The organism is Brevibacillus migulae, assembly GCF_004521915.1.
GTDB classification, from domain to species: Bacteria; Bacillota; Bacilli; order Brevibacillales; family Brevibacillaceae; genus Brevibacillus_F; species Brevibacillus_F migulae.
Window position 1 is genome coordinate 132,355 of record NZ_SDKD01000002.1, and the last position, 24,343, is coordinate 156,697.

Consider the following 24,343-nt stretch of genomic DNA (forward strand, 5'->3'; position numbering starts at 1 on the left):
CCTTCTTACCTGAGGCATTCTTTCCTGAAGACGAGCTCGGTGCACACCGGGCTCTTTTTCATGGAGGGGAAGGCAACGGGGAGATCCCGGGAAAAACGCAATGACCGCCGAGCGTTTTTCTAAAACCCTTTCTATAATGAGGGCAAAATGCCGTCGAAACATAAAGGGGGAGTAAGAATGGTTTCCATCAGCGCGGTTGAGGACCCAAATTTAATCTGTAGTGAAAGCCTGGTCGCTGCTGTCGCAAAATCGTGGGGGATTGACTATCGATTGATGTTTTTCCGGATGTGGAGCTTTCGTTATACATCAGCGTCAGTCGGGAATGGGACGGCAGAGACGTTAGGCGCTAGATTACAGCACAGCGGTTGCGACTTTACGGATGTGGAAAAGAAGCTTGGGATCCGGGTTACCCATCATGTGAGCCATACTCCCTTGGAAGCGTTAGCCACCATTCGTTCTGAGCTGAATGATATGCGGCCAGTCGGGTTAAATATTGATGCTTTTTGGTGCCCTTGGCATCCGCTTTTCGGCAAACAACATTTACTTCATACACTCGGGGTCGTTGACATCAGGGAAACATCTGGTGACATTTCACTGAAAGTGATGGATTCCCTGTTTCCGAATCAGCTCCAATCATTACCGCTGAGCGCGCTTGAAAAGGATCGAATTGAATGCTTGCGCTTCGCCCCATTACCTACGAATGCTGCGGAAAGAGGCTGGGAGGAGCTTCTTGGTGAAATGATCAAGAAAGCAGAATACGAAGACGGGGGAAGCGTGATGGAGCGCATCCGGGAATTCGCAAACGAGGTCAGGCAGCTGAGTGATATTCTCCGGGAAATCGAGGGGTATCCATATGTTGATGCCGCTCCCCTCTTCACTGAATTGAATATGGTTGCCTTAATGCGCAACAAACTGTCGGATGCCCTCGGATACGTCTGGGAGTGTAGTGGCAAAGGGGAGATGCGCATGTTTGCAGCAGAGTTCAAGCGTATCGCCAAGCAATGGGAGGTTGTGCAGCATCTGCTGCTGAAATCAGTTTTTCTCGCGGACGCCAGTAAAGTGCTCCAGTTGGCGGCAAAGAAAATGGAAGAGATCGCAGATGCGGAAGAAAGGGTTCTGCATGGATTGAAAAAGGAAATCGAAGCGAAAGATGCGGGGGCAGACTCATGGTGATTCCGATCAAGCCGGTTCGTGATCATTTGCTGAATTGCTTTGAAGCCACGCTTGCAACAGTTGCAGCTTGGAAGCAGCGAGAATCTGTGTTTCTCTTCACGAGTCTCTGGGGTTTTGATTTTTTCAAACAGGATGGAAATTCTCCGACCAGGCTTGGTGAGCGGCTATACAACGGGAGTCTGCCCGATGATGCCATTGAGCGGTATGCGGGGATTGAAACGTCTCAGCATGTGCTTTCTTCGATTCCCGAGTTGATCGATTTGCTGACACAGGAGTTGAATGCCAGCAGGCCGGTTGCGATGCGAATGGATGGTTTTTGGTGCCCTTTTCATCCGCTTTATCAAAAGCGAAGTTTCCCGCACGATTTTTTGGTGATTGGAATCGATCGACCAGGCAAGCGGTTGATCTGCCTTGATCCGATGTTCACCTCGGATATTCAACATTTTGCTATGGATGCATTACCAGAGGCAACGGACATCGCACTGACTTCATTTGCGTTCCATCCTATCGTGGAGTGGGATATGGCTCCCACCGCGCTGCTCCAACATGCGCTTCGCATCCTGTTTGCGAAGTCATCTGGCCGAAATGCCTTTGACATGATGAGGGACTTTTCCGAGGAAGTAAGCAAAGCCGTATCGATTCGAACAGAACTGGAGCAGGGTTCGACAGTTACCTCGCCGTTCTTTCAGGAGCTGACGGCTATTGAGGTGAATCGGAAAAAATATTCGATCTTATTGCACTTCCTGGGGGAGAGAGATCAATTGGACACGTTGCAGCATGCTGCCACGAGAATGGAAGAAGCATCGAGAAAGTGGAAAGTGATTACGAATCTGTTCTTAAAAGCAGTGTATATGGAGGATGCGACGAGCCTTCTTCAAAAAAATGCACGGCTCATTGCAGAGGCAGCATCATTTGAAGAAAAAATAGCGGAGGAATTATGCCGAAGCACGGGATTTCATTTGTCATATACCAGCTGATGGCGTTGCTCGATAACCCTAAAGAGAGGAGGGAAAAGCATGGGAAATCCAAATCATTGGGTGCGACTTGTTAAGGAGAAGATCGCCGAAATTGAAAAAAGCAACCAAGAGATTGCTTACGATCAAGATTTAGGTGAAGTCGGCTTTGATTCGATGAAGATGATGCATTTAATCGTAGAGATCGAAATGATGTTTGACATTGCTTTCGAGGATGAGGATTTGTTGCTTGAAAATTTTATGACAATCGAAAAAATTGTCGCTATGGTTGAAAAGCATGTGCAATAAATCGCTTTCGTATGACGAGTGTCGTGATCAGCACTCATTCCAAAAAACGCTGCTTTAACTCGGGAGAAGGGTACAGGCAAGCTTCAGTCGTGCCAAACCAGCGGTAGCGGTTCCGTGCGACCCAATCGTAAAGCGGATCGCGAATGAAGCGGGGAACCAGGATCAAGGCGTAAAGAACCGGCCAAAGTCCATGCATGTTGCGGGCGATCTTCAGCGCAGCTGTCGATTTCGTATACACGCTACCGCCTTCCAGCACCACGACGCTATTGAGCAGCTCGGGAGAAAGCTCCCATTTCTTCAGAAGCTGCTGACCTGCTTCCGACTGCTGGGAAGCAAACAGGAGTCTGCCTTCCGGGTCGCGGGGAATGAGAAAGCGAACCAGGCCATTGCAAAGATTGCACACCCCGTCAAACAGGATGATCGTCCCTCGAGCCTCCATACGTTTCCCTCCATCAAAATCATATGCTTACAGAAACAGTGTAACAAAAAAAAACAGGAAATTGCGGTCCGATTTGATTTGATCGTTGGGGCTCTTGGCTGATCAGCTCAAAAGAAATGACACGTTGCAGGGAAATGCTGTGTCAGGTGCAAAAAAATGTTATCAAAATCACTTGGGTGCTATATAATTGGCCTTAATCTAATCGGGAGGGAAATGGATGAACGGGCATAAGCAGGTTGCGTTTCAGAATCCACAATCCATGCCGCCAACCAATGGCTATACCCATGTGGTGGAAGTGCGAAATGGTAGAACGATTTACATTTCCGGACAAGTTGCGATCAATCAGCATGGCGAATTGGTGGGAAAGGGAGATTTAGCCGCCCAAACCAGACAAGTATTTGAAAACATAAAAGCTGCACTCGAAGCAGCCCGCGCAAGTTTTGAAGACGTTGTCAAATTAACGTTTTTTGTAACGGATATCACGCAAATGCAGGTTGTGCGGGAGATTCGGGATATGTACGTGAACACGGGCAATCCGCCTGCCAGCTCGGCAGTAGAGGTGAGCAAATTGATCAACGAGCATTTTTTGATTGAAATAGAAGCGATCGCAGTGGGGGAATAGCTACGGCGATGTAATTGCATAGAAAAGTGCCGGGGATTTGCATACCCGGCACTTTTTTTATCTGATCGCGAATTACAAGACCAATGCTCCAGAGCCTATCAACCGATCCGCTTTCTCCATATCTACATACATTTCCCGGTCCTCGTCTAAGTGAGCGATTTCCTTTCGAATTTCTTCATAAGCCCGTTTGGTTCCCAAGCCAAGCGCCCCCTGGCCAAAATCGATCGCTTGAGCTGCCGCCAGATATTCAATCGCTAACACCTTGCGGACATTGCCGACCACTGTGCGGAGCTTGCGTGCCGCGGTCGTTCCCATGCTGACATGATCCTCCTGATTGGCAGAGGAAGGAATAGAATCCACCGATGCAGGGTGGCACAAGACTTTGTTCTCGGACACGATGGAGGCTGCGGCATATTGGGTGATCATAAAGCCGGAATGGAGTCCGCCCGATTCCGTCAAAAATCCAGGCAGGCCGCTCAACTGCGGATTGACAAGTCGCTCGGTGCGGCGTTCGGAAATATTGGCCAGCTCTGCCATGGCAATGGCCAGGAAATCTGCGGCGAGAGCCATTGGCTGTCCGTGGAAGTTTCCGCCGGAGATCACATCGCCAGTGTCGCTGAACAATACGGGATTATCCGTCACACTATTGCACTCGCGAGTCACGATCGTCCAGACATATTCCAAGGTATCGCGCGTCGCTCCGTGCACTTGCGGGATGCAGCGGAGACTATACGGATCCTGCACGCGGAGCTCTCCTTGCGCGGAGGTGCGCTCACTGCCTTTCAGGTGCTCCAGCAGCCGGCGCGCGGATTCTTGCTGGCCGGGATGGGGACGCACCACATGCAGCTGCGGATCGAATGCTTTCGGAATCCCTCGCAAGGCTTCAATCGTCATGGCCGCGATCACTTCGGCGCTTTCCATGAGCACACGGGCATCATAGGCAGCGAGACATAGCTGGGCGGTCATGGCTTGCGTTCCATTGATCAAGGCCAGGCCTTCCTTGGCTTCCAGGCGGACAGGCGATAATCCCGCTGCCGCGAGGGCCTTTGCACCGGTCATTCGCTTGCCTTGATATTCGGCTTCCCCTTTGCCGATCATTACCAGCACCATGTGGGCGAGCGGGGCCAAATCACCGCTGGCGCCAAGTGAACCTTGCTCAGGGATGATCGGATGGATCTGGTGATTGCACATGTCGATCAACAGCTGTAAGGTCTCCAGCCTTATGCCGGAATACCCTTTTGCCAGCGCATTGATCCGCAGCGCCATCATGGCCCGCACGACCTCGGCCGGATAAGGCTGTCCCATTCCACATGCATGGCTCATGATCAAATTTTCCTGCAAACGGCTTACGTCTTCGGCGGGAATCATGACATCCGAGAATTTGCCAAATCCCGTGGTAATCCCATACACGACACGTTCTTCCTGCAGCATCGATTCGACCATTTGCCTCGAGGCGACTACCCGCTCTTTAGCGGTAGCGGTGAGAGAAATGAGCGCCTGCTCTCGAGCGATTGCGACTACCTGTTCAATGGAGAGGTGATCTCCGTCTAACTGAATGTTTGTTCGTGTTTGTGACATGATATTTTCCTCCTTTAGCAGAACAGAGAACAAAAGGAAAGGGGTTAGGAATGATTTCCTAACCCCTTGAGAAGCTCTATGGAATGGTGAACGTGTATAACCCTACAGGTCAAATGCATACGTTTCCCTGCTTTCCTTTTCGCTAATTGGCTTTTGTCCACGTATGAAAAATTGGCATAACTATCCTTTAATTGTAGTGCGATGGACAAATTAGTCAATAGGTTTCTTTCGGGATATTTTTCATGTTTCGTTCCAGGTGGGAAAAAAGGGCACATGGTTTTTGGCGGAAATGGGCAAGTGTCGTTTCTCGCGACGGGTATTTGTCATACCATGTACTGTGTGATGAACCTGAAAGGAGAGTGTCAAGTTGGAACAAAGACAACCAGAGCGCATGCCGATCACTCCGCCAGCGGTTCCGCGGATGCCGAAGGAGATGCCGATACAGCCGATGCCAATGCCGCCAATCACACCACATATGCCTCCCCAAATGCAGCCGAAAAAGGAAATGCCGCTGCCTATTCCGATGCCAATGCCGCCAGCTTTGCCGAGAAAGGAAATGCCGATCCCACGTCCACGTCCATCCCTGCCGCCCATTCAAATGCCAAACGTAGAAATTCATATCAACAAGTATCATTTCCATTTGGAACGCATGCAATTCTTCAAGCGCAAATGCGAAAAACATCGGGAAAATCGTAGAAAATACCGGATGTATTACAAGCAGTATCAGCATCACAAACAGCGTGCCGATCACTACCATGCAAAATGCTGGCCGGGACATGAACAAGGAAGCAGCAGCTCCGGCGGTTACCGCGGCTCTTCCAGCAGCACAGGCGGTTATCGTGGCTCTTCCAGCGGGATGGGCCGTCATCGTGACTCTTCCAGCAGCTCCAGAGAGCATCATCACCGCCCGTGGTCCGGCTCCAAAAAACGTCATGGACGAAAATCCTCGGGCTGCAGCTGCGGATGCAGCATGGATTCCTCTTCGTCCTGATACTATTGTATGGGAAGACGCACCTCCAGGTGAGTGGGCGTCTTCTTTGTTTTGGCGTTTGTTTTTCCAGAAATGAGCGTGGCGCTTCAATGGGGAACCGGTATGGCTTCGGGATGGATATCCTTCGCAAGCAGCTCCTTCCTGAGGTTTAGCAAGGCCAGATCCTTATTTTTACATTCCAGCATGATGTCCACATCATAATCGGTCAGCGCATTGACAAAGGTCAGAAAGTCCTCCAGCATGATCTCATCTGCGTGAGCACGGAAGTCCTTCTCTGATTTCGGAGAAGAAAAATGCATTTTGGGCGTTCGCGATCCCCAGGTCTGGATGATGCGGGGGAGATAGGCGATCCAATCCTCGCCTTCATTGATGCAATCATGATGGTGAATATCCAGGACCATGGGTGCACCGATTTTTTCACAGAGCTCGAGCACATCGCGCATCCCGTAGGACGTATCATCGTTTTCGACGACCAAACGTTTTTTGATCGTGCCCGGCAAGCTTTCATAATGCTTGGCAAAGCGCTCGAGCGAAGCCTTTTTATCCCCGTAGACACCGCCAACATGGGTTACAAGGACAGAATTGTCATCCAAGCCCATCAGATCAAATACACGGGCATGATAGGCAAAATCCCGGATAGTCGCTTCCAAGACGCGGGGATTGTCCGAATTCAAAATGCTGTAATGGCCGGGATGAGAGGTTAAGCGAATCCCATGCTTCCGTATATATTCGCCAGCCTTGTCAAAGTCCCAGGCGAATTCCTTCGCCCAATCCCAGCCTTCTGTGACGGGGTGGGTGGCGAACGGTATAAATTCCGAGGGCAGCCGGTATAGATAAATTTGATTTTCGAGATTATAGGCCAACAGCTCCATCAAATGAAAGAAGTTGGTCTGCAGGACTTTGCGCAATTTTTTACGCTGTTCCTCCGGCGACATTTTCCCCAATTGCGCAAGCGTAGTCTTTTTGTTGGGGTTGTTGGAGGTCGCCATGCTGATGCAAGCGTAGCCCAGGCGGATCATCATATCACTCCTCTTCCGTTCTTTTTGCGGGTAGTATTCCCGAGTGAAGCTGAACCTTTTTGGTATCAAATTCTAATCCAATCGAAAGACTAATGATCGTACTACCAAGAGAAGGAGGATGCAGATGGCAGAGCATCAATTGTCACAAGAGTATCGCGAGGGGCTGCAAGCATTCGGGAGAGTGATGCCGGATGTGCTGTCAGCCTATAATCAATTTACCAATCTGTGCTTTCAGGAAGGCGAATTGTCCAGAAAGCAAAAGCATTTGATGGCCATGGCGGTGTCACTGTTTACCGGGAATGAGCATTGCATCGTGTATCATCTGGAAGGAGCTCTTGACGAAAAAGCGACGGAAAAGGAAATCGCGGAAACGATTGCAGTCGCGGGAGCATATGGCGGCGGCACGACGTTTTCACACGGCGTCATTCTGATTAACGAGGTCATGGACGAATTCAAGCAGCGGGTGCAATAGTGGATCAGATATAGCCAATCCTACATAGCGTAAATCGAAGATCGCCTCACCGATGCCAATTTTGCAGGTGCAAGGCGATCTTTTTTGGTATAATGTACGATACGTATTTGATATAAAGGCAATACTTGGAGGAGGTCAGAGAGTGAATCAGGTAATAGACACCATACTAAGCCATCGCTCGGTCCGGAAATTTGAGGACAAGCCGCTTACAAACGAACAGATTGAGCAAATCATACGCAGTGCGCAGGCGGCATCCACCTCCAGCTTCATACAGGCTTATTCCATCATTGGCGTAACAGATGCAGCGAAGAAGGCGCGGCTGGCCGAGCTTGCCGGAAATCAGACCTATGTTGCCCAAAACGGACATTTCCTTATTTTTTGTGCCGACCTGTATCGCCACGAAATCATTGGAGAGCTGGAAGAAAAAGAAGTGCTCGACTCCATTGAAAGTACAGAAAAATTCATGGTTGCCATCATTGACGCCGCCCTGGCCGCCCAAAACGCAGCGATCGCCGCTGAATCCATGGGATTGGGCATCTGTTATATCGGCGGGATCCGCAATCAATTGGAGGAAGTAAAGAAGCTATTACATACGCCCGAACGTGTCCTACCGTTATTCGGCATGGCGATCGGGTATCCGCTTGAAAATAACGAGACAAAACCCCGCTTGCCTCTCCATCACGTCTACCACGAAAATCAGTATCAGGATAATAAAGACGAATACATCCGCCAATTGAACAGCTATAACGATACGGTCTCCCGATACTACGAGCAAAGGACGGCTGGAAAGCGCCGGGATCGATGGACGGAGCAAATGGCGAGTATGCTGGAGAAAAAAAGCAGAATGTACATGAAAGAGTTTGTCCAGCAAAATAAAATGGACCTAAAATAACGAGGGGTTCGAAATCGCATTACGAAAACGAAATGATAGGCTAAAGAGAGTAGGAGGGGAATCGTATGGTACGCTTTGGCGTTATTGGCACCAACTGGATTACGGAAGAAATGCTCCGGGCGGGGCAGGAAGTGAGTTCATTTCAGTTCACCGCGGTCTATTCCCGGACAGCAGATAGAGCAGCGGAATTTGCCCAGAAGTTTGGCGTTTCCACGATCTTTACCGATCTCACCGAAATGGCGCAAAGCGAGGAAGTAGATGCGGTATACATAGCCAGCCCCAATTCGCTGCATGCACAGCAGGCCATTACGCTGATGAATCATGGCAAGCATGTGCTGTGCGAAAAGCCGATGGCCTCCAATGCGCGAGAAGCGAAAGAGATGATAGAGGCGGCAAGACGCAATGGCGTTGTCTTCATGGAAGCCTTAAAGTCTACACTCTTGCCGAATTTTGCTGCCATCCGTGAAAACCTGCCGAAAATTGGTGAGATTCGCCGTTATTTTGCAAGCTATTGTCAATATTCATCCCGCTATGATGCCTATAAGGCCGGTACGGTCTTAAATGCCTTTAAACCCGAGTTTTCCAATGGCGCGTTAATGGATCTCGGCGTGTATTGCCTGTATCCGCTTGTAGTCCTGTTCGGCAAGCCGGAGCGCATCAGCGCACATGCGATGATGCTGGAATCGGGAGTCGATGGAGAAGGGAGCATTCTCCTATCTTATCAGGGGAAAGATGCGGTGATCATGTACTCGAAGATCACGAATTCGGACTTGCCTGCGGAAATTCAAGGGGAGCAAGGTACCATGGTGATTGATCGGATCAGCAACCCGCAACATGTCCAGATCCGTTATCGTGACGGCCGGGTTGAGGATGTGTCAGTCGCTCAGGAGAAGCATTCGATGTCCTATGAATTGGCGGAGTTTGTCGGGCTGATCGAAAATCGCAAGCAGCAGTCCGAGATCAATTCCCATGAAAATTCTTTGGTTACGTTGGAAATCATGGATGAGGCCCGAAAACAGATCGGTCTGGTGTATCCCAACGACAAACCCCTTTCCCGTTAACGCGGAAAAGGGGTTTCGTTTTAGCTGAGTTGCAGATACGCAAAAAAAGCGAGCAAAAGCAAAAAGGTAATCAAGCCGTATATCAACAGCAGGTTCTTTGTTCGATGCGTGAAACTGCGATTCTTTCTCTCCTCAGGATTGAGACCGACGAGAAAGGTCAAAATCAGGGCGATGATAACAATGAGTGCGATGGCGATGAGGAAGGGTATGACTGACATTTTCTTTCTCCGTCCTTTTTTGCAAGATTGGGTAATCGTACATGTTTCATGATAAATGAATCAGGGCCGGGTTGCCTCATCCACTGAACGAAATTTTTGCCCATCCACCTGCTCGTCCATTAAGATGTGTGCACATGATCCCATGCATCCGCAAAACGATTGGCCCCTTCATAAATGCTCCCCTTCTGGACTCGGCCATAGGTCAACCGGACAAATCCTTCTCGGGAGCCCAGCACCCTTCCCGGCATAAAAGTAACCCCGCGTTTCATGCCTTCCCGAAGCAATTGATATTCATCCATGTTCTCCTGCAGCTTCCCCCAGAGGTGAATGCCGCCGCTCGTATGGAAAAATGCAATCCGATCACCCATTACCCGTTGGAAAGCGTCCAATACCATTTCTTTTCTTTCTTCCAATTCGTTCCGCAGAGAGTGCAGGTGAGCGTCAAATTCCGCGGAGGCCAAAAATTGGTTGGCCATCCACTGTGGCAAAAAGCTTTGTCCGAAATCGATCTGCTGCTTCGCGTCTGCGAGGCGTTCGATCACGGATTCGGGCCCGACCACCCAGCCGATCCGCAAGCCGGAAGCGACGATTTTGCTTAACGAGCTGATATACAGCACCGTACCATGACGATCCAGCGATTTTAACGTAGGGACAAAATCGCCTTGAAAGGAGGTCAAACTGTACGGATCGTCTTCCACTACCGGAATTCCATAAGCTGCGGCAATCTCCAGGATACGCAGGCGTCGTTCATAAGAAAGCAGCGAACCGGTAGGATTCTGATAGTTGGGGTTTAAAAAAATCATTTTCACCCGATGCTCGCGATGAAGGCGTTCCACGTCATCCGGATTGATGCCCGCATGATCGACAGGGAGCAAAAATGTCCGCAGCCCGGCCGTTTGAAAAATCGGGAGCGAATAGCAATAAGACGGGTCCTCGATGGCAACGGCATCTCCCGGCTGCAGCAGACATTGCACGATCAGATGAATGGCTTGCTGGGCTCCGGAAGTGATCAGGATCGAGGACGAAGTCGATTCAATCTTGCGAAATGTGTGCATGTGAGAAGCAATGGTTTCCCGTAATTCAGAATTGCCCTGGATATGCTCGTATCCCCAGGCAAAATGGAAATCATTATGGGCCATCAGGCGCTGCAAGGCTGCATTGGGCACCAAATCTTCCGCTAATTCCCCATTGGCGAAATCAATCCAGTCATTGTCCTGCATTTCCTTGCGCATTTGGCGGACAAGCGGGTGGTTGGGCAAAAAGGAGCCTGTCTGCACCAAATGCTGCCAATTGGGGATACGCGTATGGGACAGTCCCCAGATATCCGCGCTCACGATCGTTCCGGTACCGTGCTTGCTCTCAATGAGTCCAGCTGCCCGCAGTTCATCGTAAGCGGCTACGATCGTCGAGCGATTGACCTTCAACTCTCTGGCGAGGGAACGCTCGGAAGGCAGCTTGCTGCCGGCAGGATATTCGCCGGTGGAGATGCGCTGTTCCATGTATTTGGCGATTTGTATGTAGATGGGTGTATGTGCGTGGCGATCGGGTTTCCACCCCATGGAGAACCTCCTGTAGAATGAAAAATCTCTCTATGTCAGTAATGATAGCACATCGAATCCGGGGAAAGCGAAAAGATCCCTCGTTCCAGTTTCGGGAAAGGCATAGACGAAATATGGCATAGCTTGTCAGAAGCTGCCGTAGAATGTAGTAAATCACAAGCTGGGAATGGAGGAGTTTCGCTTGAATCATGGGGGAGAAAAACGTTGGGATTATCTCCTGATCGGCGGTGAACCTTGTACCCTCGCACAGAAAATCGATGTATGGAATCCGGCTACAGGCAAGCTGGCGGGGCAGGTGCCGAGAGGAGGAGCCAAAGAGACGGCGCTGGCTATCGATGCGGCCGCGCGCGCTTTTCCACAATGGGCAAAGCTTCCTGCCAAAGTGCGTTCCGGATACTTGACCGATTGGGCGGAGCGGATTGAACGCGATGCGAAAAGGCTGGCAGGGCTGCTTACCTTGGAGCAAGGAAAGCCGATCAGCGAGGCCATGGATGAGATTCAGGGCTCGGTGGAATTCATCCGCTGGTATGCGGAAGAGGGGAAACGCGCCTACGGGGAGCTCATTCCTGGATCCCGGGAGCAGCAGCGAATCATGGTGCTCAAGCAGCCGGTCGGGGTGGTCGGGATGATTACGCCGTGGAATTATCCAGCCGCGATGGTGGCACGCAAGGCAGCTCCGGCCCTTGCTGCGGGATGTTCGGTTGTCATCAAGCCAGCCAGCCAAACGCCGCAGATCGCGATCGCACTCATCCATCATCTGGTGGATACGGGGATCCCGGCAGGCGTGGTGAACGTCGTCACCGGTTCCGCAGCAGAAATCGGGGAGACGATGCTGACCGACCAACGCGTACGGAAAATTTCATTTACCGGCTCCACGGAGGTCGGCAAGGAAATCATGAAAAAAGCGGCGGGTCAAGTGAAGCGACTGTCGCTGGAATTGGGGGGAAATGCCCCTGTGATCGTGTTTCCCGATGCTGATCTGGCGAAAGCGGCCCAGGCGATTGTCGACAACAAGTTTGAAAATTGCGGGCAGATGTGCAATGGCATCAACGTGATCTACGCGCATGAATCCATTCTGCCGGAACTGGCGGAGAGAATCACTTCGTTGGTGCGCAGCTTGCAGGTGGGGCCAGGGACGGAGCAGGGCATCCAGATGGGTCCGCTCATCGATGAGACTGCGGTGTCGCGTGTGGAACGTTTGGTGGCAGATGCCGTAGAGCGGGGAGCACAGGTGACCACCGGCGGTTACCGACTGGGTGCAGAGGGGCTGGAGCTAGGCCACTTTTATGCGCCCACCGTGCTGACAGGCGTCACCCGAGAGATGGCGATTACCCATGAGGAGGTGTTCGGACCAGTCGCCCCCATCGTTTCTTTCCGTACCGAGGAGGAGGTGCTGGCGTGGGCCAATGACACGCCATATGGGCTCGCGGCTTATTTCTTTACCACCGATGTCAGTCGCGTCTATCGGGTAAGTGAAGCGCTGCAGGCCGGGATGGTGGCGATTAATGGCACTTCGCTGAGCGTTCCGCAGGCTCCATTTGGCGGGATCAAGGAGAGCGGTACAGGAAGGGAAGGCGGCCATCATGGTTTGGAAGAGTATCTGGAGCTGAAATATGTCTCGCTAACGCTTCCTTGAGGGGAAAAAGAGGTGACAGACGATGGAGAAAAAAGTGACAGGCATCATCAATGTGGAAGAGCTGGAACGGGCCATGCGGGCAGGAGAGATCGATACCTTGGTCATCGCGATCATCGATATGCAGGGCCGCTTGATGGGCAAGCGGTTGACAGCGGACTACTGCCTGCGCAGCGGAATGACAAAAGGAACCCATTTTTGCACGTATCTGCTCGGAACGGATATGGAAATGAATACACCGGGTGGCTATGAGCTGATGAACTGGGAAAGCGGCTATGGCGATTGGCTGGCGAAGCCGGACTGGAGCACGCTGCGGGTCATTCCCTGGCTGGAAAAGACAGCGCTGGTATTGGCAGATGCAATCGATGAACAGACCGATCAGCTGATCCCGATCGCACCGCGCAGTGTCCTGAAGAAGCAGCTGCAAAAAGCGGAAGCGCTGGGTTTCCGCTTGTACATGGCAAGCGAGCTGGAGTTTTATCTGTTCCGCCAAACCTACGAGCAGATCCACCACAACGGTTATACCAATCTACAGGCTGCAGGCCATTACAATGAGGATTACAATTTGCTGCAAGGGACACGCAATGAGCCGATTTTTCGTAAGATTCGCAATTCGATGGTCGGAGCCGGCATTCCTATCGAGTCCTCCAAAGGGGAGGCTTACACCGGTCAGCATGAGATCAATATGATGTACGCCAACGCGTTGACGGCTGCTGATCAACATGTACTGTTCAAGCACGGAGCCAAGGAAATTTGCATGCAGGAAGGCGCCGCAATTACATTCATGGCGAAGCCTCACCATCGCTGGACAGGTTCAAGCGGTCATCTCCATGTCAGCCTGTGGGACGCAGAAGGGCAAACCAACCTGTTTCACGATCCTGACGCAGAAACGTACCAGATGTCAGCGATGATGCGCCATTTTTTGGCGGGACTACTGGCTTGCACGCAGGAGTTTGTGCTGTTTTATGCGCCTACGGTAAATGCCTATAAGCGCTACGCTCCCGATAGCTGGGCTCCTGTCCATATCGTGTGGAGTCATGATAATCGCACGTCAGGCTTTCGCATTGTAGGTACGGGTAAAAGTCTGCGCATCGAGTCGCGCATCCCGGGGGCGGACATCAATCCCTATCTTGCCTATTCCGCCATGATTGGCGCAGGACTGTATGGGATTGAGCAGCAGCTGGAGCTGCCGGATGAGTGGAAGGGCAATGCTTATGCGGCGCGTGGTGTTCCGCGAGTCCCACATTCCTTGTATGAAGCGCTGCGCCTGTGGGAGGAAAGCAGCAAAGTAAGAGCCGTTTTTGGCGATACCGTCGCCGATCATTATGCCAATATGGCGCGGGTGGAGCAGCAGGCATTTGATACCGTTGTGACCGATTGGGAACGTGCTCGCTATTTTGAACAAGGCTAAACGAACGGGGGAAACCAGGATGCGTTTGCAAGAAAAGGTATGTGTGATCACAGGAGCCGGCAGCGGGATGGGACAGGAAGCGGCGCGGATGTTTGCAGCCGAGGGGGCAAAAGTCGCGGTATTCGAGGTAAACGAACAAGCGGCGGCGCGTACCGTCGACTTGGTGCGGGAAGCAGGCGGGGAAGCTGAGCTGTTCCTTTGCGATGTATCGAATGAAGAGAGCGTCAAGCGAGCGGTCAGCGAGACATTGGCTGCGTACGGACGGATCGACGTCCTTTATAACAATGCCGGTATCATGCCAGCCGAGGATCATTCCGTGATCGACACAGAGGTGGAGGTCTGGGACAAAGTCATGGCGGTCAATGTGCGCGGCATTTTTCTGATGGGGAAATACATCATACCGGCGATGATCCAGCAGGGAAAAGGCTCGATTATCAATATCGCCTCCTTTGTGGCATTCATGGGCTGCAGTGTGCCGCAGGATGCGTACACGGCCTCCAAAGGGGCGGTGATTTCCTTGACGCGCTCGCTGGCGATCCAATTCCGCCCCAAAGGGATTCGCAGCAATGCGATTTGCCCGGGCCCGATTGAGACGCCGCTTTTGACCGAATGGTTGGTCAAGGATGAGGAAGCGAAGCGCATACGCTTGAATCGCCAGCCATCGGGGCGCTTCGGCAGGCCGGAGGATATCATTCATTGCGCCATTTATCTGGCTTCAGACGAGTCGGATTGGACCAACGGAGCGATTCTCAATGTAGACGGAGGGATTACCTGCAACTATTTTTGACGAAAGGAGGGGTCACCGATGATGGTAATGGGCATACTGCTTTTTCTCGTCACTGTCGGAATAGCCATCGCCATTGCCTATCAAGCCAACGAAAACGTACGCAAATTTGATGAGGGAGAGCACGAGAGCTTTTTGGGACGGAGGGACTAACCTGGAAAGGAGGTAGAATGCGAATGGAAGCGAACAAACAAAAGCAAATGCTGGAGGATAAAAAGCATTTGCACCGTTTTGGCTATGCCCAAGAATTGCTGCGTGACATGGGCGGTTTCTCGAATTTTGCCATCTCGTTTTCGATCATCTCGATCCTGACTGGAGCCGTATCGCTATATGGTCACGGTCTTCTGTATGGCGGACCGGGCATGATGGGCTTTGGATGGACGATCGTCGCCCTCTTTGTCCTGCTGATCGCGGCATCCATGGCTGAGCTGGCCTCCGCTATCCCCACGGCGGGAGCCCTCTACCACTGGGCCGCCGTTTTGGCCAACAAACGCTGGGGCTGGTATACGGCTTGGATCAATTTGATCGGGCAGATCGGCATTGTTGCCGGGATTGACTACTCCTTTGCTTTGTTTGCCGATCCGCTGCTGTCAGGGGTATTTGGCTATACGTCTACAGAGACGACGACCTTGATCGTATTTGCCATCACGCTGCTCCTGCACGGGATTTTCAATCATATCGGCATACGTCTCGTCGCCCGATTAAATGATTTTTCGGCCTGGTATCATATCGGCGTGGTGGCGGTTCTCGTCATCAGCTTGGCTTTCTTTACCAAGCACGATTTACAGCCCCTATCGTATCTTTACCAAGTCGGAGAGACGTTTTCTGACAAACCTTACGCGATCGCGTTTCTAATCGGGCTGCTGCAAGCGCAGTGGACGTTTACCGGCTATGACGCCTCCGCTCACACCATCGAGGAGACGATCAATCCGCGAGTCCGTGCAGCCTGGGGAATCTTTTCATCCGTGGCCTTTTCCTTTATTTTTGGTTTCTTGATGCTCGCTTTCGTCACACTATCGATCAAAGATGCTGGCGCTGCGGCAGGGGCAGGTAATGCCTTCATCTATGTCATCAGCGAAGCGCTCGGCGGCACATTCGGCAATATCGTCCTCTGGCTTGTGACGTTCGCCATGTGGTTCTGCGGGCTGGCATCGATCACTTCGTTTTCCCGCATGATGTATGCCTTCTCCCGTGACAAGGGGATGCCGGGCAGCCGCCACTGGGCCGAAATCTCCGTCAAATACCGCACGCCGGCGAAAGCGATCTGGCTGGTGGTGATCTTGTCGTTTGCGCTGGCGTTGTTTGACTACGTGTTAAAAGCGGTAAACCCGGATACGAGCTACACGACGCTGTCCTTCCTGACGGCGGTCAGTGTCGTCGGCCTATATGTCGCGTATGGCATCCCGCTTTACCTGAAGCTGCGGGCAGAGGCGCGCGGTGATTTTCAAGCGAAGCATTTGGGACCGTGGAATCTGGGAAAATGGAGCAAGCCGATCAACATATTGAGCCTGATCTGGATTGTGTTCATCTGCATCGTCATGGTGATCCCTCCTAACCAAAACGCAGGCTATGCCTTGATTGGCATGATGCTCCTGCTGATGATCATGGACTATGGGTATTATCGCAAGCATTTTCCGGGACCGGAAGCGGCGCTCAACGTCTCGATGGAGCAAATCAAACGGCAGGAAGCAAAATTTGAAGAATAGAATGGGCGTACGAACAGCAAGGGAGCGTCATCCCTTGCTTTTTTCGTGAAAGGCTATGCCGTTATGCATGTTTGTTAAGCGAATTGGCAAATTCTGCATCTTACAGTGCCGAGATGATGTAGAATATGGAAAAAGACAATATATGAGGGGGAACTCGATGGAAACATTGATGGAAGAGTACCGTCGTGGATACGAAATGCTGCGGGCAGCTATCGAGGGGTTGACGGAAGAGGAGCTTCGTTTCAAGCCTGCTCCGGACAAATGGAGCATCCATCAGATACTTATCCATGTCACAGATTCCGAGATCTTGTCGACGCACCGGATGAGAAAAGTCCTGGCGGAGGAAGAGGCGCAACTGTATTCGTTTGACCAGGACGCATGGGTGAACGGCGTGGGATATGATCAGTTGGATCGCGAACAGCATCTCCTCCTCTTCCAAATGCTGCGCAGCAGTATGCTGCCCATTTTGAACAATTTGACAGTGCAACAAGGCGAGCGAGTAGGGGTGTATCCCGATGGAGCGCGGTTCACCTTCAAAGAGTTGCTGGAATATCGCGTCCAGCATGTGCGCGTTCACCTTGCCCAGATTGAGCGGGTGAGAGAGGCGTATCGGCAGAGCCGGGCTGAAAAGATTTAGTAGCAAGCTAACGTGAATCGATCGCTCAATAAGCCAAGCCAGTCAATCACTGTATATTGTGCATTGACTGGCTTATTGTTTTAAGTATGGAAATAGCGGCAATCAACAATGACAGTCTATCCGTGTGCAGGAGTGTGCATAGGGGATCCCCCCCCCACATTTTAGGCGAGATGCTTACGATAGCCTTCCAAAAAGTAGCTTATCACCGCAAGATCATCCCTGCTCAGCTCGCGATTGAGCCTCTGCGACATTTCCGCTGTGACGGCTTCCCGCCCGCCTTGATGGTCAAGCACTGCTTGGGCCATCCACCGCATTTCATTTAGGTCGTGTGCAAACTGCTCCTGCGTCTGTGGAAACAAGTGCGATTCGATATACGTCGCCGCACCGAAGGATTCTACCTGCTCCAGCAACGCGAGAAAATGCTCGGGTACATAATATCGCTCAGGGGCGTAAATGGCAGGTCCGAGCGCATCACCTAGAAAGAGCACCTTCTCTTCCTTGACAAAGAGCACGGCTGAGTCTTGGGCGTGATCTCCGCCGACATGCTGCAAGAGGCAAGTGATTCCTCCGAGATCAATCTCGGCCTGACTGTCAAAGGTGAGCTGCGGCAGGACCGGTTCGATAGCATGGCGCAATTCCCCAGGAAACTCCTTTTTGATCATATCCGCACAAAAGGCAATCTCGGTGCCCGAAGCCACACGCTGATCGAGCGCTGCGTCCGACCAGTCTAGTCCGATGAGTTTTTGCAGCTCCCGCTTGGTCTCCCGATGGGCAATCGTCGGAAGATTCCATTCCTTCATGCCGAAGATATGGTCCCAATGCCAGTGCGTGATGAACAAATATTCCATCTTCGGCAGGCCGAATCCGGAAAGCTGCTCCAGAAACGAGCGGGCATGGGCGGGTGAGTTGCCTGCGTCGACAATCACTGTCCTCTCGGATCCGGAAATGGCCGCCAAGATCGGGCGGTCGGTGTCATGATCGGCAGGCAGGTACAAAATATGATCCGTCAGCCGTTTTACGGTTTTCTTGTCCATGTAAATCCTCCATAATAGGTGAAGAATGGTAGGAACAGCATAACATACCTGTTATCGAGATGAATAGAGAGGTTGAGCATAAGGATGACAACGGCGAAACAAAATATTGTCCAATATTACGTAGTAAATGAGCAATTGGGCATGTCGCCTGGAAAGATCGCGGCCCAAGCTGCCCACGCGGCAACGATGATGATGGTGCACTATTTGTTAAATGACACGAAGCATCGGGAGGCGTTTGAAGCCTGGTTTGCACAAGGACAGACCAAAATCGTGCTGCGCGCCCCGGAGGAGGTCCTGCAAAAGCTGGGGGAGGAAGGGTTTGTCTCCATCCGGGATGCCGGCCATACCGAGATTCCGGCAGGCTCCTTGACGGTGGTGGTGCTGCCGCCCATGGAGAAGGAAGCAGCGCGGCGGTATGTGGGCGGGCTGAAATTGTACTAGCAAAGTATCATTCTCTCCCTCTTGCACCGTAGAATGATGTATAATGAATAGTATCGGGCTGCTCAGCCTGTATCTAGTGTGAGAGGGGAGATGACAATTGCAGCATGTCACCCGAAAAATCGCTGAGCATGTGTGGGCAATCTTGACGTATGAAGAAGCATGGAAAAGCTTCATCAATAATTACGTGATTGCCAGGGGCGACCATTTTCTCCTCATCGACACCAACCTTCGCAAACACCGTGAGTACTTCGTGCGCTCATTAAAGGAAATTGGTGCGACGGAAGCGCGCATCGAGCACATTTATTTCACTCACCGACACGCTGACCACATCGGCAATGCCGAGCTGTTTCCCTCCCGCAATAATTGGATTCATCTGGAAGACTTCTTCGAATTAGACGACTTCTCGCAAACGCTTTTCGGTCACACCTTCACAGGGAAAGCCGGAGAGGTTTCCAAACTCCTGTTCAAGCAGCTGCCCTCACACACAGCAGGTTCAGTTGCGTTTTTTGACCCCCAGAGTAAAATCTGCTTTTTAGGCGATCATCTATGCTTTTTTGCCGCACCCATCGGAGGGGTGGTCGGATACGAAGAAGACAGGCGGTTGTCTTATCTGGAATTTGTGCGTAAGTGGAAAGACCAAGAACCGCAAAAAGTAGCCGCTTTTCGCGAAGGGTTGGAATTGATACGAGAATGGCCGATCGAGATGCTGGCGACTGGACATGGACCGATTTTGCAGGGTGAGATCGATCCGTTTCTCCAGCAAGTCATACAGGAATTGACGTAGAAAAAGAAAACAAATTTTGCTTGGAGGTAGAAGCATTCGGATTTCCACCGATGTTTTTACCTTTTTTATGTAATTCTTCCATTAGAAAGTTGGTCTTCGCCAGTTTGGGGGAGCACGAAAAAAATCCCCTGCTGCGAGGGGATGGGGACTACTTGGTTTGCTTATGGTGTTAGCCTGCTTGTGTCGAGGAGTTCCGCCATTCCTCGAGGCGCTTTTCGATTTCAGCCTGATTCAGGTGCAGAGCAGTAGAAAAGCGAAGGTGCAGCAGTTTATTCATATGCCACACAGCCCGTTCAAAATTGCCTTTTGCTGCTTCGATTTCCGCCAGACAAAACAGGTGCAGCTCAGGTCTCGTCTTTTTCTTGGGCAATAGCTCGTATGCTTCCCAAGCACTTCCCACATCGCCGAGCCGTGCCTGAGCACAAATGATCACGCCGAGCGCATTGGAAAGGCTGCGATCGCGCTCATAGACACGAAAGGCCACATCCAGCGCTTCCTCATATTTTCCCCGGTGCAAATAGATGATGGACAAGTTGTAAAACAGATAATGGACCATCGCTTGGTTGAAGAGAGAAGGCCTCTCCTTGCATGCGGTCAGTCCTTCTGCGATGAACTTTTCGGCCACTTCATAATTGCCAGACATGATTTCCGAAGTTGATTTGTCCAGCATGGCTACCGTGCGTGAGCTGTTTCGGCGAAATGAAGCTTCCAGCCAACGCTTGACCTTATCGGGGCGTCTGCGGAACAAGGAGCTGATATATTGGAAACGAAACGGCCAATGCAAACGGATAAATGCGACAAGCAGTACAGCCGCTACACCACTCAGGGTCGAGACGACATTCAACTCCAAGAATTCCATAGCGGGATAACTTCCTTTCTATAGCGAACAAGTAGTCCTATCTTAGCACGTTTTTTGGCATGCGAACAGAGACTTCGGAGTGAAAACGCTCCGCCATTCCGGCAGAGCGTTGTCCTTTTGGAGGATCTCAGTTTGTTCACTTTGCTGGGAGGCGAACGGTGTTGATCTCGTTCAGCTTTTGGAAATCATGAGCCTTGATCTTTTCTTCGGAGATGGTATACAGCGTATCTTTGATATACAGGATTCGACTCACATTTTTCTTGCTTTCATACCAAGCGTCGCCGGCTTTGACCGCGTCAGCATCGTCCAAGTGGGTGATGCGTTTGCGCAGGGTGAAGCCTTTGTTCAGATCCAGTTGGTAGATGTACGCACCTTGGAAAGTGAATTGGCCGTACTCCATGATGTCTGCGTTGTTTTTGTCAGCCCGTTCCATCAGATTGACAGGGAAGGCGAGCAGATTCTTTTCCTTGGAAAAGAGCAAGGCTTTGTGGTTGCGCAGCAGTTCGGAGTCTGTTCCGCGGTCGCCGATGATTTCCACAAATTTTTCTTTTGGATGGGCAACGTCGGTAATATCAAAGAGCGCAACCTTCAGCCCTTGATAGAAGGCCATATCCTTGGTTTCCTCTGTATCCTTGCCAAAGCCGATGATGTGATTCTCATCGTACGGGTGGAGATAATCACTGTATCCCGGAATCTTCAGCTTGCCCAGAATGGTAGGCGCGGCAGGGTCTTTCAGATCGATGACAAACAGCGGGTCCACCTTCCTGAAGGTGACCATGTAGGCGCGATCGCCCATGAAGCGTGCCGAGTAGATCTTTTCCCCCGGTGCGATGCCTTCCAGCTTTCCGACTGCTTGCATGTGTTGATCCAACACATAGAGATTGTTTTTCGAAGTATGCTCATCATTGCGCCACATATCTCCAGAGGTGGTCGCGATACGCAGATAGCCGTTATGCTCATCCATAGAAAATTGATTCAGGGTTGTTCCTGGAACCTGACCGCTTCGCTCATAGGAGAGATGCCCGTTTTTCAAACTGAATTTGTAAATGGACGTATCCTGTTTGACCGGCGTGTCTGTCGGGATCATCCGTTTGATCAGGCCAGGAGCTGGTGGATTTTTAGTAACGGCCACGTACAGATTTTCACTGGAGGCGTATACGTTTTCTCCGGAGCCGAGATAAGGGGCCACGTCCATTTTTTGCTGCGGCTTATCCAGATTGAGTCCGGCGACGATCAAGTAATTGGGTTCCACTTGATCCGGGAAATAGTGAATCTGGTTGTAAGGGACGGGCATGTACGTTTTGTCCGCCAGGGAATCCCGATACAACGGAGGCAGAAGCTCCGATTTTGCTTCCATGATGCCGTACAGGTCCAAGCCGCGATTGCTGACCAGGTAAAGGGACGAGCCGATCTTTCGAGAGGTCAGATAATTGCCTTCGATCTCGACTTCGCGCACCTGCTCCAGGCTGGAGGGGTTGCTGATGTCATAGATGAACGCCTTCGTAGTGCCCGCGATACGGTGGCCGATCTCTGCCGAATCATAGTAAAGCTGGGCCGGATTGTGCGTCCCGATCACGACCAGATGCCGATCGTCGACGTACAGCTCGGAAGGGAAAAAGCGCTGATTGCGATAGTCCAACCGTTTGATCACCTTCATTTGATTGGCTGGCATCGCTTGGGTGATGACCAGAGCTTCCTCGGTCGCTTGGTAGATGTAGCTGCCATCCGTTTTCACCACATCCGCCTCGTCTACCCCGGCTACCTGGATGTTCGTCGTGGAATAATCGGCTTGCCCGGACACTTGCTTGGCTTGGGAGGAAGCGGGGGCAGCAGCCATTTCCGCCACCGCAGCAGGGGCTTCTATTATACCTTTACGGTAGCCGTAACGATACTCCCGATTCTCCATCTCGTCCTTCAACAGTTCCTTCAATTTGCTGTAGGAACCGACTACAGGGAGTTCATCAGCAGAAGCTGCACGCACTTCCTTATCCGGAAACCACGTAGGAGCGGCCATCAGCAGCAGGGGAGTCAAAACTGCCATGCCTGTGCAAGCCAGCAGCAGCTTTTTCATATGTTTTTTCATCAGGGGGAACCTCCTTTCTGCTTGTTGGACGGATCATCCAGCGGAACGTTTCAAACACTTCGCCATAAGGAAGATTCATACTCATTAAAAAACTTCTATGATATAATGGATAACGTTTGTAAGAGCTGCTAGTATTTCCACGCAAAGGAGCGACATAGATGAACAAGTTTTATGAAAGCATGCTTGCCCTGATTACCGAAACATCCACCTATCTTCCGCCTGATGTGCGCAAAGCGATCAATGAGGCGAAGAAAAAAGAGGACATGGGAACACGCTCGGCGATTTCCTTGTCAACCATCGCGCAAAATATCAAAATGGCGGAAGAAAACGTATCACCGATCTGTCAGGATACCGGGATGCCAACATTTGAGATCAAAACTCCTGTGGGTGCGAACCAGATCGAAATGAAAAAGGCGATCCTCGAAGCGGTCGCGGAGGCCACCAAGCTGGGGAAATTGCGTTCCAATTCCGTAGATTCGCTGACTGGTGCCAATTCGGGGAATAACCTCGGACCTGGTACGCCTGTGATTCATTTCGAGCAATGGGAAAAAGACACGGTTGAAGTGAAGCTGATCCTGAAGGGCGGCGGCTGTGAGAACAAAAATATCCAATATTCGCTGCCGGCTGAGCTGGAAGGCTTGGGCAAAGCGGGACGCGATCTGGACGGTATTCGCAAATGCATCCTCCACGCTGTGTATCAGGCACAGGGCCAAGGCTGCAGCGCCGGCTTTATCGGCGTAGGCATCGGCGGAGACCGGACATCCGGATATGCATTGGCCAAACATCAGCTGTTCCGCAAAGTGGATGATGTGAACCCAATCCCAGAGCTGCGCGAGCTGGAAGAGTATATCATGGAAACAGCGAATACGCTGGGGATCGGTACAATGGGCTTCGGCGGCAATACGACCCTGCTTGGCTGTAAAATCGGTGTGGAAAACCGCCTGCCGGCGAGCTTCTTCGTATCCGTTGCGTATAACTGCTGGGCATTCCGCCGCCAAGGTGTAGAGATCGATCCGCAAACGGGAGAAATTCTCTCTTACCTCTATAAAGACGAGATTGTTGAAATGGATCAAACGCCAGCTGCAGAGCAGACAACCGAGCGTCGCGAGGTAGTGCTGGAAGCACCGATTACGGAGGAGCAAATCCGCAGCCTGAAGGTGGGCGATGTGGTGATCATCAACGGCCTGATGCATACTGGTCGCGATGCGCTGCATAAATACCTGATGGACAACGACTGCCCAATCGATTTGAACGGCGGCGTCATCTATCACTGCGGTCCGGTCATGCTGAAGGATGAGCAGGGCGAATGGCATGTGAAAGCAGCGGGACCTACTACCAGCATTCGCGAGGAGCCTTACCAAGGAGAAATCCTGAAAAAGTTTGGCCTGCGCGCTGTCATCGGAAAAGGCGGCATGGGTGCGAAAACGCTGAAAGCCCTGCAGGAGCATGGAGCTGTTTACCTGAATGCGATCGGCGGCGCGGCGCAATATTACGCGGAGTGCATCGAAAAAGTAGAAGGCGTGGATTTCATGGAATTCGGGATTCCGGAAGCCATGTGGCATCTGCGCGTAAAAGGCTTCGCTGCGATCGTCACGATGGACGCTCATGGCAACAGCTTGCATGCAGACGTAGAGAAGAGTTCGATGGAAAAACTCGCCAAATTGGCAGAGCCAGTTTTTAAATAA

General features: G+C 51.5%; 25 protein-coding genes. 17 read left to right on the plus strand and 8 right to left on the minus strand.

Annotation, left to right across the window (positions count from 1 at the left end; all coding sequences use genetic code 11):
• Positions 1-177 precede the first annotated feature (177 nt).
• The 3 genes from EIZ37_RS02750 to EIZ37_RS02760 are packed head-to-tail and all read left to right on the plus strand — an operon-like array spanning position 178 to position 2,435.
• A complete protein-coding gene (locus EIZ37_RS02750; RefSeq protein WP_167568645.1) occupies positions 178-1,173 on the plus strand; it encodes a BtrH N-terminal domain-containing protein in 996 nt (331 codons plus the stop codon).
• The gene (locus EIZ37_RS02755) at positions 1,167-2,150 is read left to right on the plus strand and encodes a BtrH N-terminal domain-containing protein (protein ID WP_134683029.1); all 984 of its coding nucleotides are present in this window, start codon (positions 1,167-1,169) and stop codon (positions 2,148-2,150) included. Before EIZ37_RS02750 ends, EIZ37_RS02755 begins: the two co-directional genes overlap by 7 nt.
• A gap of 39 nt (positions 2,151-2,189) precedes the next feature.
• Positions 2,190-2,435, plus strand: coding sequence for an acyl carrier protein (locus EIZ37_RS02760; protein ID WP_134683030.1), 246 nt, complete (start codon positions 2,190-2,192; stop codon positions 2,433-2,435).
• Positions 2,436-2,469: 34 nt separating this feature from the next.
• Here the strand turns inward: EIZ37_RS02760 and EIZ37_RS02765 are convergent, their stop codons facing one another.
• The gene (locus tag EIZ37_RS02765; protein WP_134683031.1) at positions 2,470-2,874 is read right to left on the minus strand and encodes a thiol-disulfide oxidoreductase DCC family protein; all 405 of its coding nucleotides are present in this window, start codon (positions 2,872-2,874) and stop codon (positions 2,470-2,472) included.
• 217 nt (positions 2,875-3,091) lie between these two features.
• Here EIZ37_RS02765 and EIZ37_RS02770 point away from each other — a divergent pair, with 217 nt between their 5' ends.
• Positions 3,092-3,496, plus strand: coding sequence for a RidA family protein (locus EIZ37_RS02770; protein WP_134683032.1), 405 nt, complete (start codon positions 3,092-3,094; stop codon positions 3,494-3,496).
• Positions 3,497-3,568: 72 nt separating this feature from the next.
• On the opposite strand, the gene hutH is transcribed toward EIZ37_RS02770, so the two are convergent.
• On the minus strand, positions 3,569-5,074 hold the full coding sequence (gene hutH / locus EIZ37_RS02775; RefSeq protein WP_134683033.1) for a histidine ammonia-lyase: 1,506 nt from the start codon (positions 5,072-5,074) through the stop codon (positions 3,569-3,571).
• Between the two features lie 367 nt (positions 5,075-5,441).
• Here hutH and EIZ37_RS02780 point away from each other — a divergent pair, with 367 nt between their 5' ends.
• The gene (locus EIZ37_RS02780; RefSeq protein ID WP_134683034.1) at positions 5,442-6,065 is read left to right on the plus strand and encodes a hypothetical protein; all 624 of its coding nucleotides are present in this window, start codon (positions 5,442-5,444) and stop codon (positions 6,063-6,065) included.
• Positions 6,066-6,151: 86 nt separating this feature from the next.
• Here EIZ37_RS02780 and uvsE read toward each other — a convergent pair whose 3' ends face one another.
• A complete protein-coding gene (gene uvsE / locus EIZ37_RS02785; protein WP_134683305.1) occupies positions 6,152-7,084 on the minus strand; it encodes a UV DNA damage repair endonuclease UvsE in 933 nt (310 codons plus the stop codon).
• Between the two features lie 124 nt (positions 7,085-7,208).
• On the opposite strand from uvsE, the gene EIZ37_RS02790 reads away from it, so the two are divergent.
• The 3 genes from EIZ37_RS02790 (at position 7,209) to EIZ37_RS02800 (ending at position 9,509) form a co-directional block, all read left to right on the plus strand.
• Entirely contained in the window at positions 7,209-7,556 is a 348-nt protein-coding gene (locus EIZ37_RS02790; protein ID WP_134683035.1) for a carboxymuconolactone decarboxylase family protein, read from the plus strand.
• Between the two features lie 142 nt (positions 7,557-7,698).
• Positions 7,699-8,448 carry an oxygen-insensitive NADPH nitroreductase gene (nfsA, locus tag EIZ37_RS02795; RefSeq protein ID WP_134683036.1) on the plus strand — a complete coding sequence of 250 codons (750 nt, stop codon included), beginning with the start codon at positions 7,699-7,701 and terminating at the stop codon, positions 8,446-8,448.
• A 65-nt stretch (positions 8,449-8,513) separates the two neighbouring features.
• Positions 8,514-9,509 (plus strand): Gfo/Idh/MocA family protein, encoded by a 996-nt coding sequence (locus EIZ37_RS02800; RefSeq protein ID WP_134683037.1) that lies wholly within the window; start codon positions 8,514-8,516, stop codon positions 9,507-9,509.
• A 20-nt stretch (positions 9,510-9,529) separates the two neighbouring features.
• On the opposite strand, the gene EIZ37_RS02805 is transcribed toward EIZ37_RS02800, so the two are convergent.
• Together EIZ37_RS02805 and pdxR are read right to left on the minus strand one after the other, a co-directional pair.
• Positions 9,530-9,727, minus strand: coding sequence for a hypothetical protein (locus EIZ37_RS02805; RefSeq protein ID WP_134683038.1), 198 nt, complete (start codon positions 9,725-9,727; stop codon positions 9,530-9,532).
• Between the two features lie 119 nt (positions 9,728-9,846).
• Positions 9,847-11,286 (minus strand): MocR-like pyridoxine biosynthesis transcription factor PdxR, encoded by a 1,440-nt coding sequence (gene pdxR / locus EIZ37_RS02810; RefSeq protein WP_134683039.1) that lies wholly within the window; start codon positions 11,284-11,286, stop codon positions 9,847-9,849.
• A gap of 181 nt (positions 11,287-11,467) precedes the next feature.
• On the opposite strand from pdxR, the gene EIZ37_RS02815 reads away from it, so the two are divergent.
• From EIZ37_RS02815 to EIZ37_RS02835, 6 genes are all read left to right on the plus strand, one after another.
• Positions 11,468-12,922, plus strand: coding sequence for an NAD-dependent succinate-semialdehyde dehydrogenase (locus tag EIZ37_RS02815; RefSeq protein WP_235827874.1), 1,455 nt, complete (start codon positions 11,468-11,470; stop codon positions 12,920-12,922).
• Positions 12,923-12,944: 22 nt separating this feature from the next.
• A complete protein-coding gene (locus EIZ37_RS02820) occupies positions 12,945-14,330 on the plus strand; it encodes a glutamine synthetase family protein (RefSeq protein WP_134683041.1) in 1,386 nt (461 codons plus the stop codon).
• Positions 14,331-14,349: 19 nt separating this feature from the next.
• Positions 14,350-15,117, plus strand: a complete 768-nt coding sequence (locus EIZ37_RS02825) for an SDR family NAD(P)-dependent oxidoreductase (RefSeq protein WP_134683042.1) — start codon at positions 14,350-14,352, stop codon at positions 15,115-15,117.
• Positions 15,118-15,135: 18 nt separating this feature from the next.
• The gene (locus EIZ37_RS26510; RefSeq protein WP_268898732.1) at positions 15,136-15,267 is read left to right on the plus strand and encodes a hypothetical protein; all 132 of its coding nucleotides are present in this window, start codon (positions 15,136-15,138) and stop codon (positions 15,265-15,267) included.
• A gap of 23 nt (positions 15,268-15,290) precedes the next feature.
• Entirely contained in the window at positions 15,291-16,820 is a 1,530-nt protein-coding gene (locus EIZ37_RS02830; RefSeq protein WP_134683043.1) for an amino acid permease, read from the plus strand.
• Positions 16,821-16,977: 157 nt separating this feature from the next.
• Positions 16,978-17,457, plus strand: coding sequence for a DinB family protein (locus EIZ37_RS02835; RefSeq protein WP_134683044.1), 480 nt, complete (start codon positions 16,978-16,980; stop codon positions 17,455-17,457).
• Between the two features lie 161 nt (positions 17,458-17,618).
• Here the strand turns inward: EIZ37_RS02835 and EIZ37_RS02840 are convergent, their stop codons facing one another.
• On the minus strand, positions 17,619-18,491 hold the full coding sequence (locus tag EIZ37_RS02840) for an MBL fold metallo-hydrolase (protein WP_134683045.1): 873 nt from the start codon (positions 18,489-18,491) through the stop codon (positions 17,619-17,621).
• An 84-nt stretch (positions 18,492-18,575) separates the two neighbouring features.
• On the opposite strand from EIZ37_RS02840, the gene EIZ37_RS02845 reads away from it, so the two are divergent.
• Together EIZ37_RS02845 and EIZ37_RS02850 are read left to right on the plus strand one after the other, a co-directional pair.
• Positions 18,576-18,932: an aminoacyl-tRNA hydrolase gene (locus tag EIZ37_RS02845; RefSeq protein ID WP_134683046.1), complete on the plus strand. Its 357-nt coding sequence runs from the start codon at positions 18,576-18,578 to the stop codon at positions 18,930-18,932.
• A gap of 97 nt (positions 18,933-19,029) precedes the next feature.
• Complete coding sequence (locus EIZ37_RS02850; protein ID WP_134683047.1) at positions 19,030-19,716, plus strand: MBL fold metallo-hydrolase; 687 nt, start codon at positions 19,030-19,032, stop codon at positions 19,714-19,716.
• 169 nt (positions 19,717-19,885) lie between these two features.
• Here EIZ37_RS02850 and EIZ37_RS02855 read toward each other — a convergent pair whose 3' ends face one another.
• Entirely contained in the window at positions 19,886-20,575 is a 690-nt protein-coding gene (locus tag EIZ37_RS02855) for a tetratricopeptide repeat protein (RefSeq protein ID WP_134683048.1), read from the minus strand.
• Positions 20,576-20,711: 136 nt separating this feature from the next.
• Positions 20,712-22,658 (minus strand): beta-propeller domain-containing protein, encoded by a 1,947-nt coding sequence (locus tag EIZ37_RS02860; RefSeq protein WP_134683049.1) that lies wholly within the window; start codon positions 22,656-22,658, stop codon positions 20,712-20,714.
• 158 nt (positions 22,659-22,816) lie between these two features.
• Here EIZ37_RS02860 and EIZ37_RS02865 point away from each other — a divergent pair, with 158 nt between their 5' ends.
• The gene (locus EIZ37_RS02865) at positions 22,817-24,343 is read left to right on the plus strand and encodes a fumarate hydratase (protein ID WP_134683050.1); all 1,527 of its coding nucleotides are present in this window, start codon (positions 22,817-22,819) and stop codon (positions 24,341-24,343) included.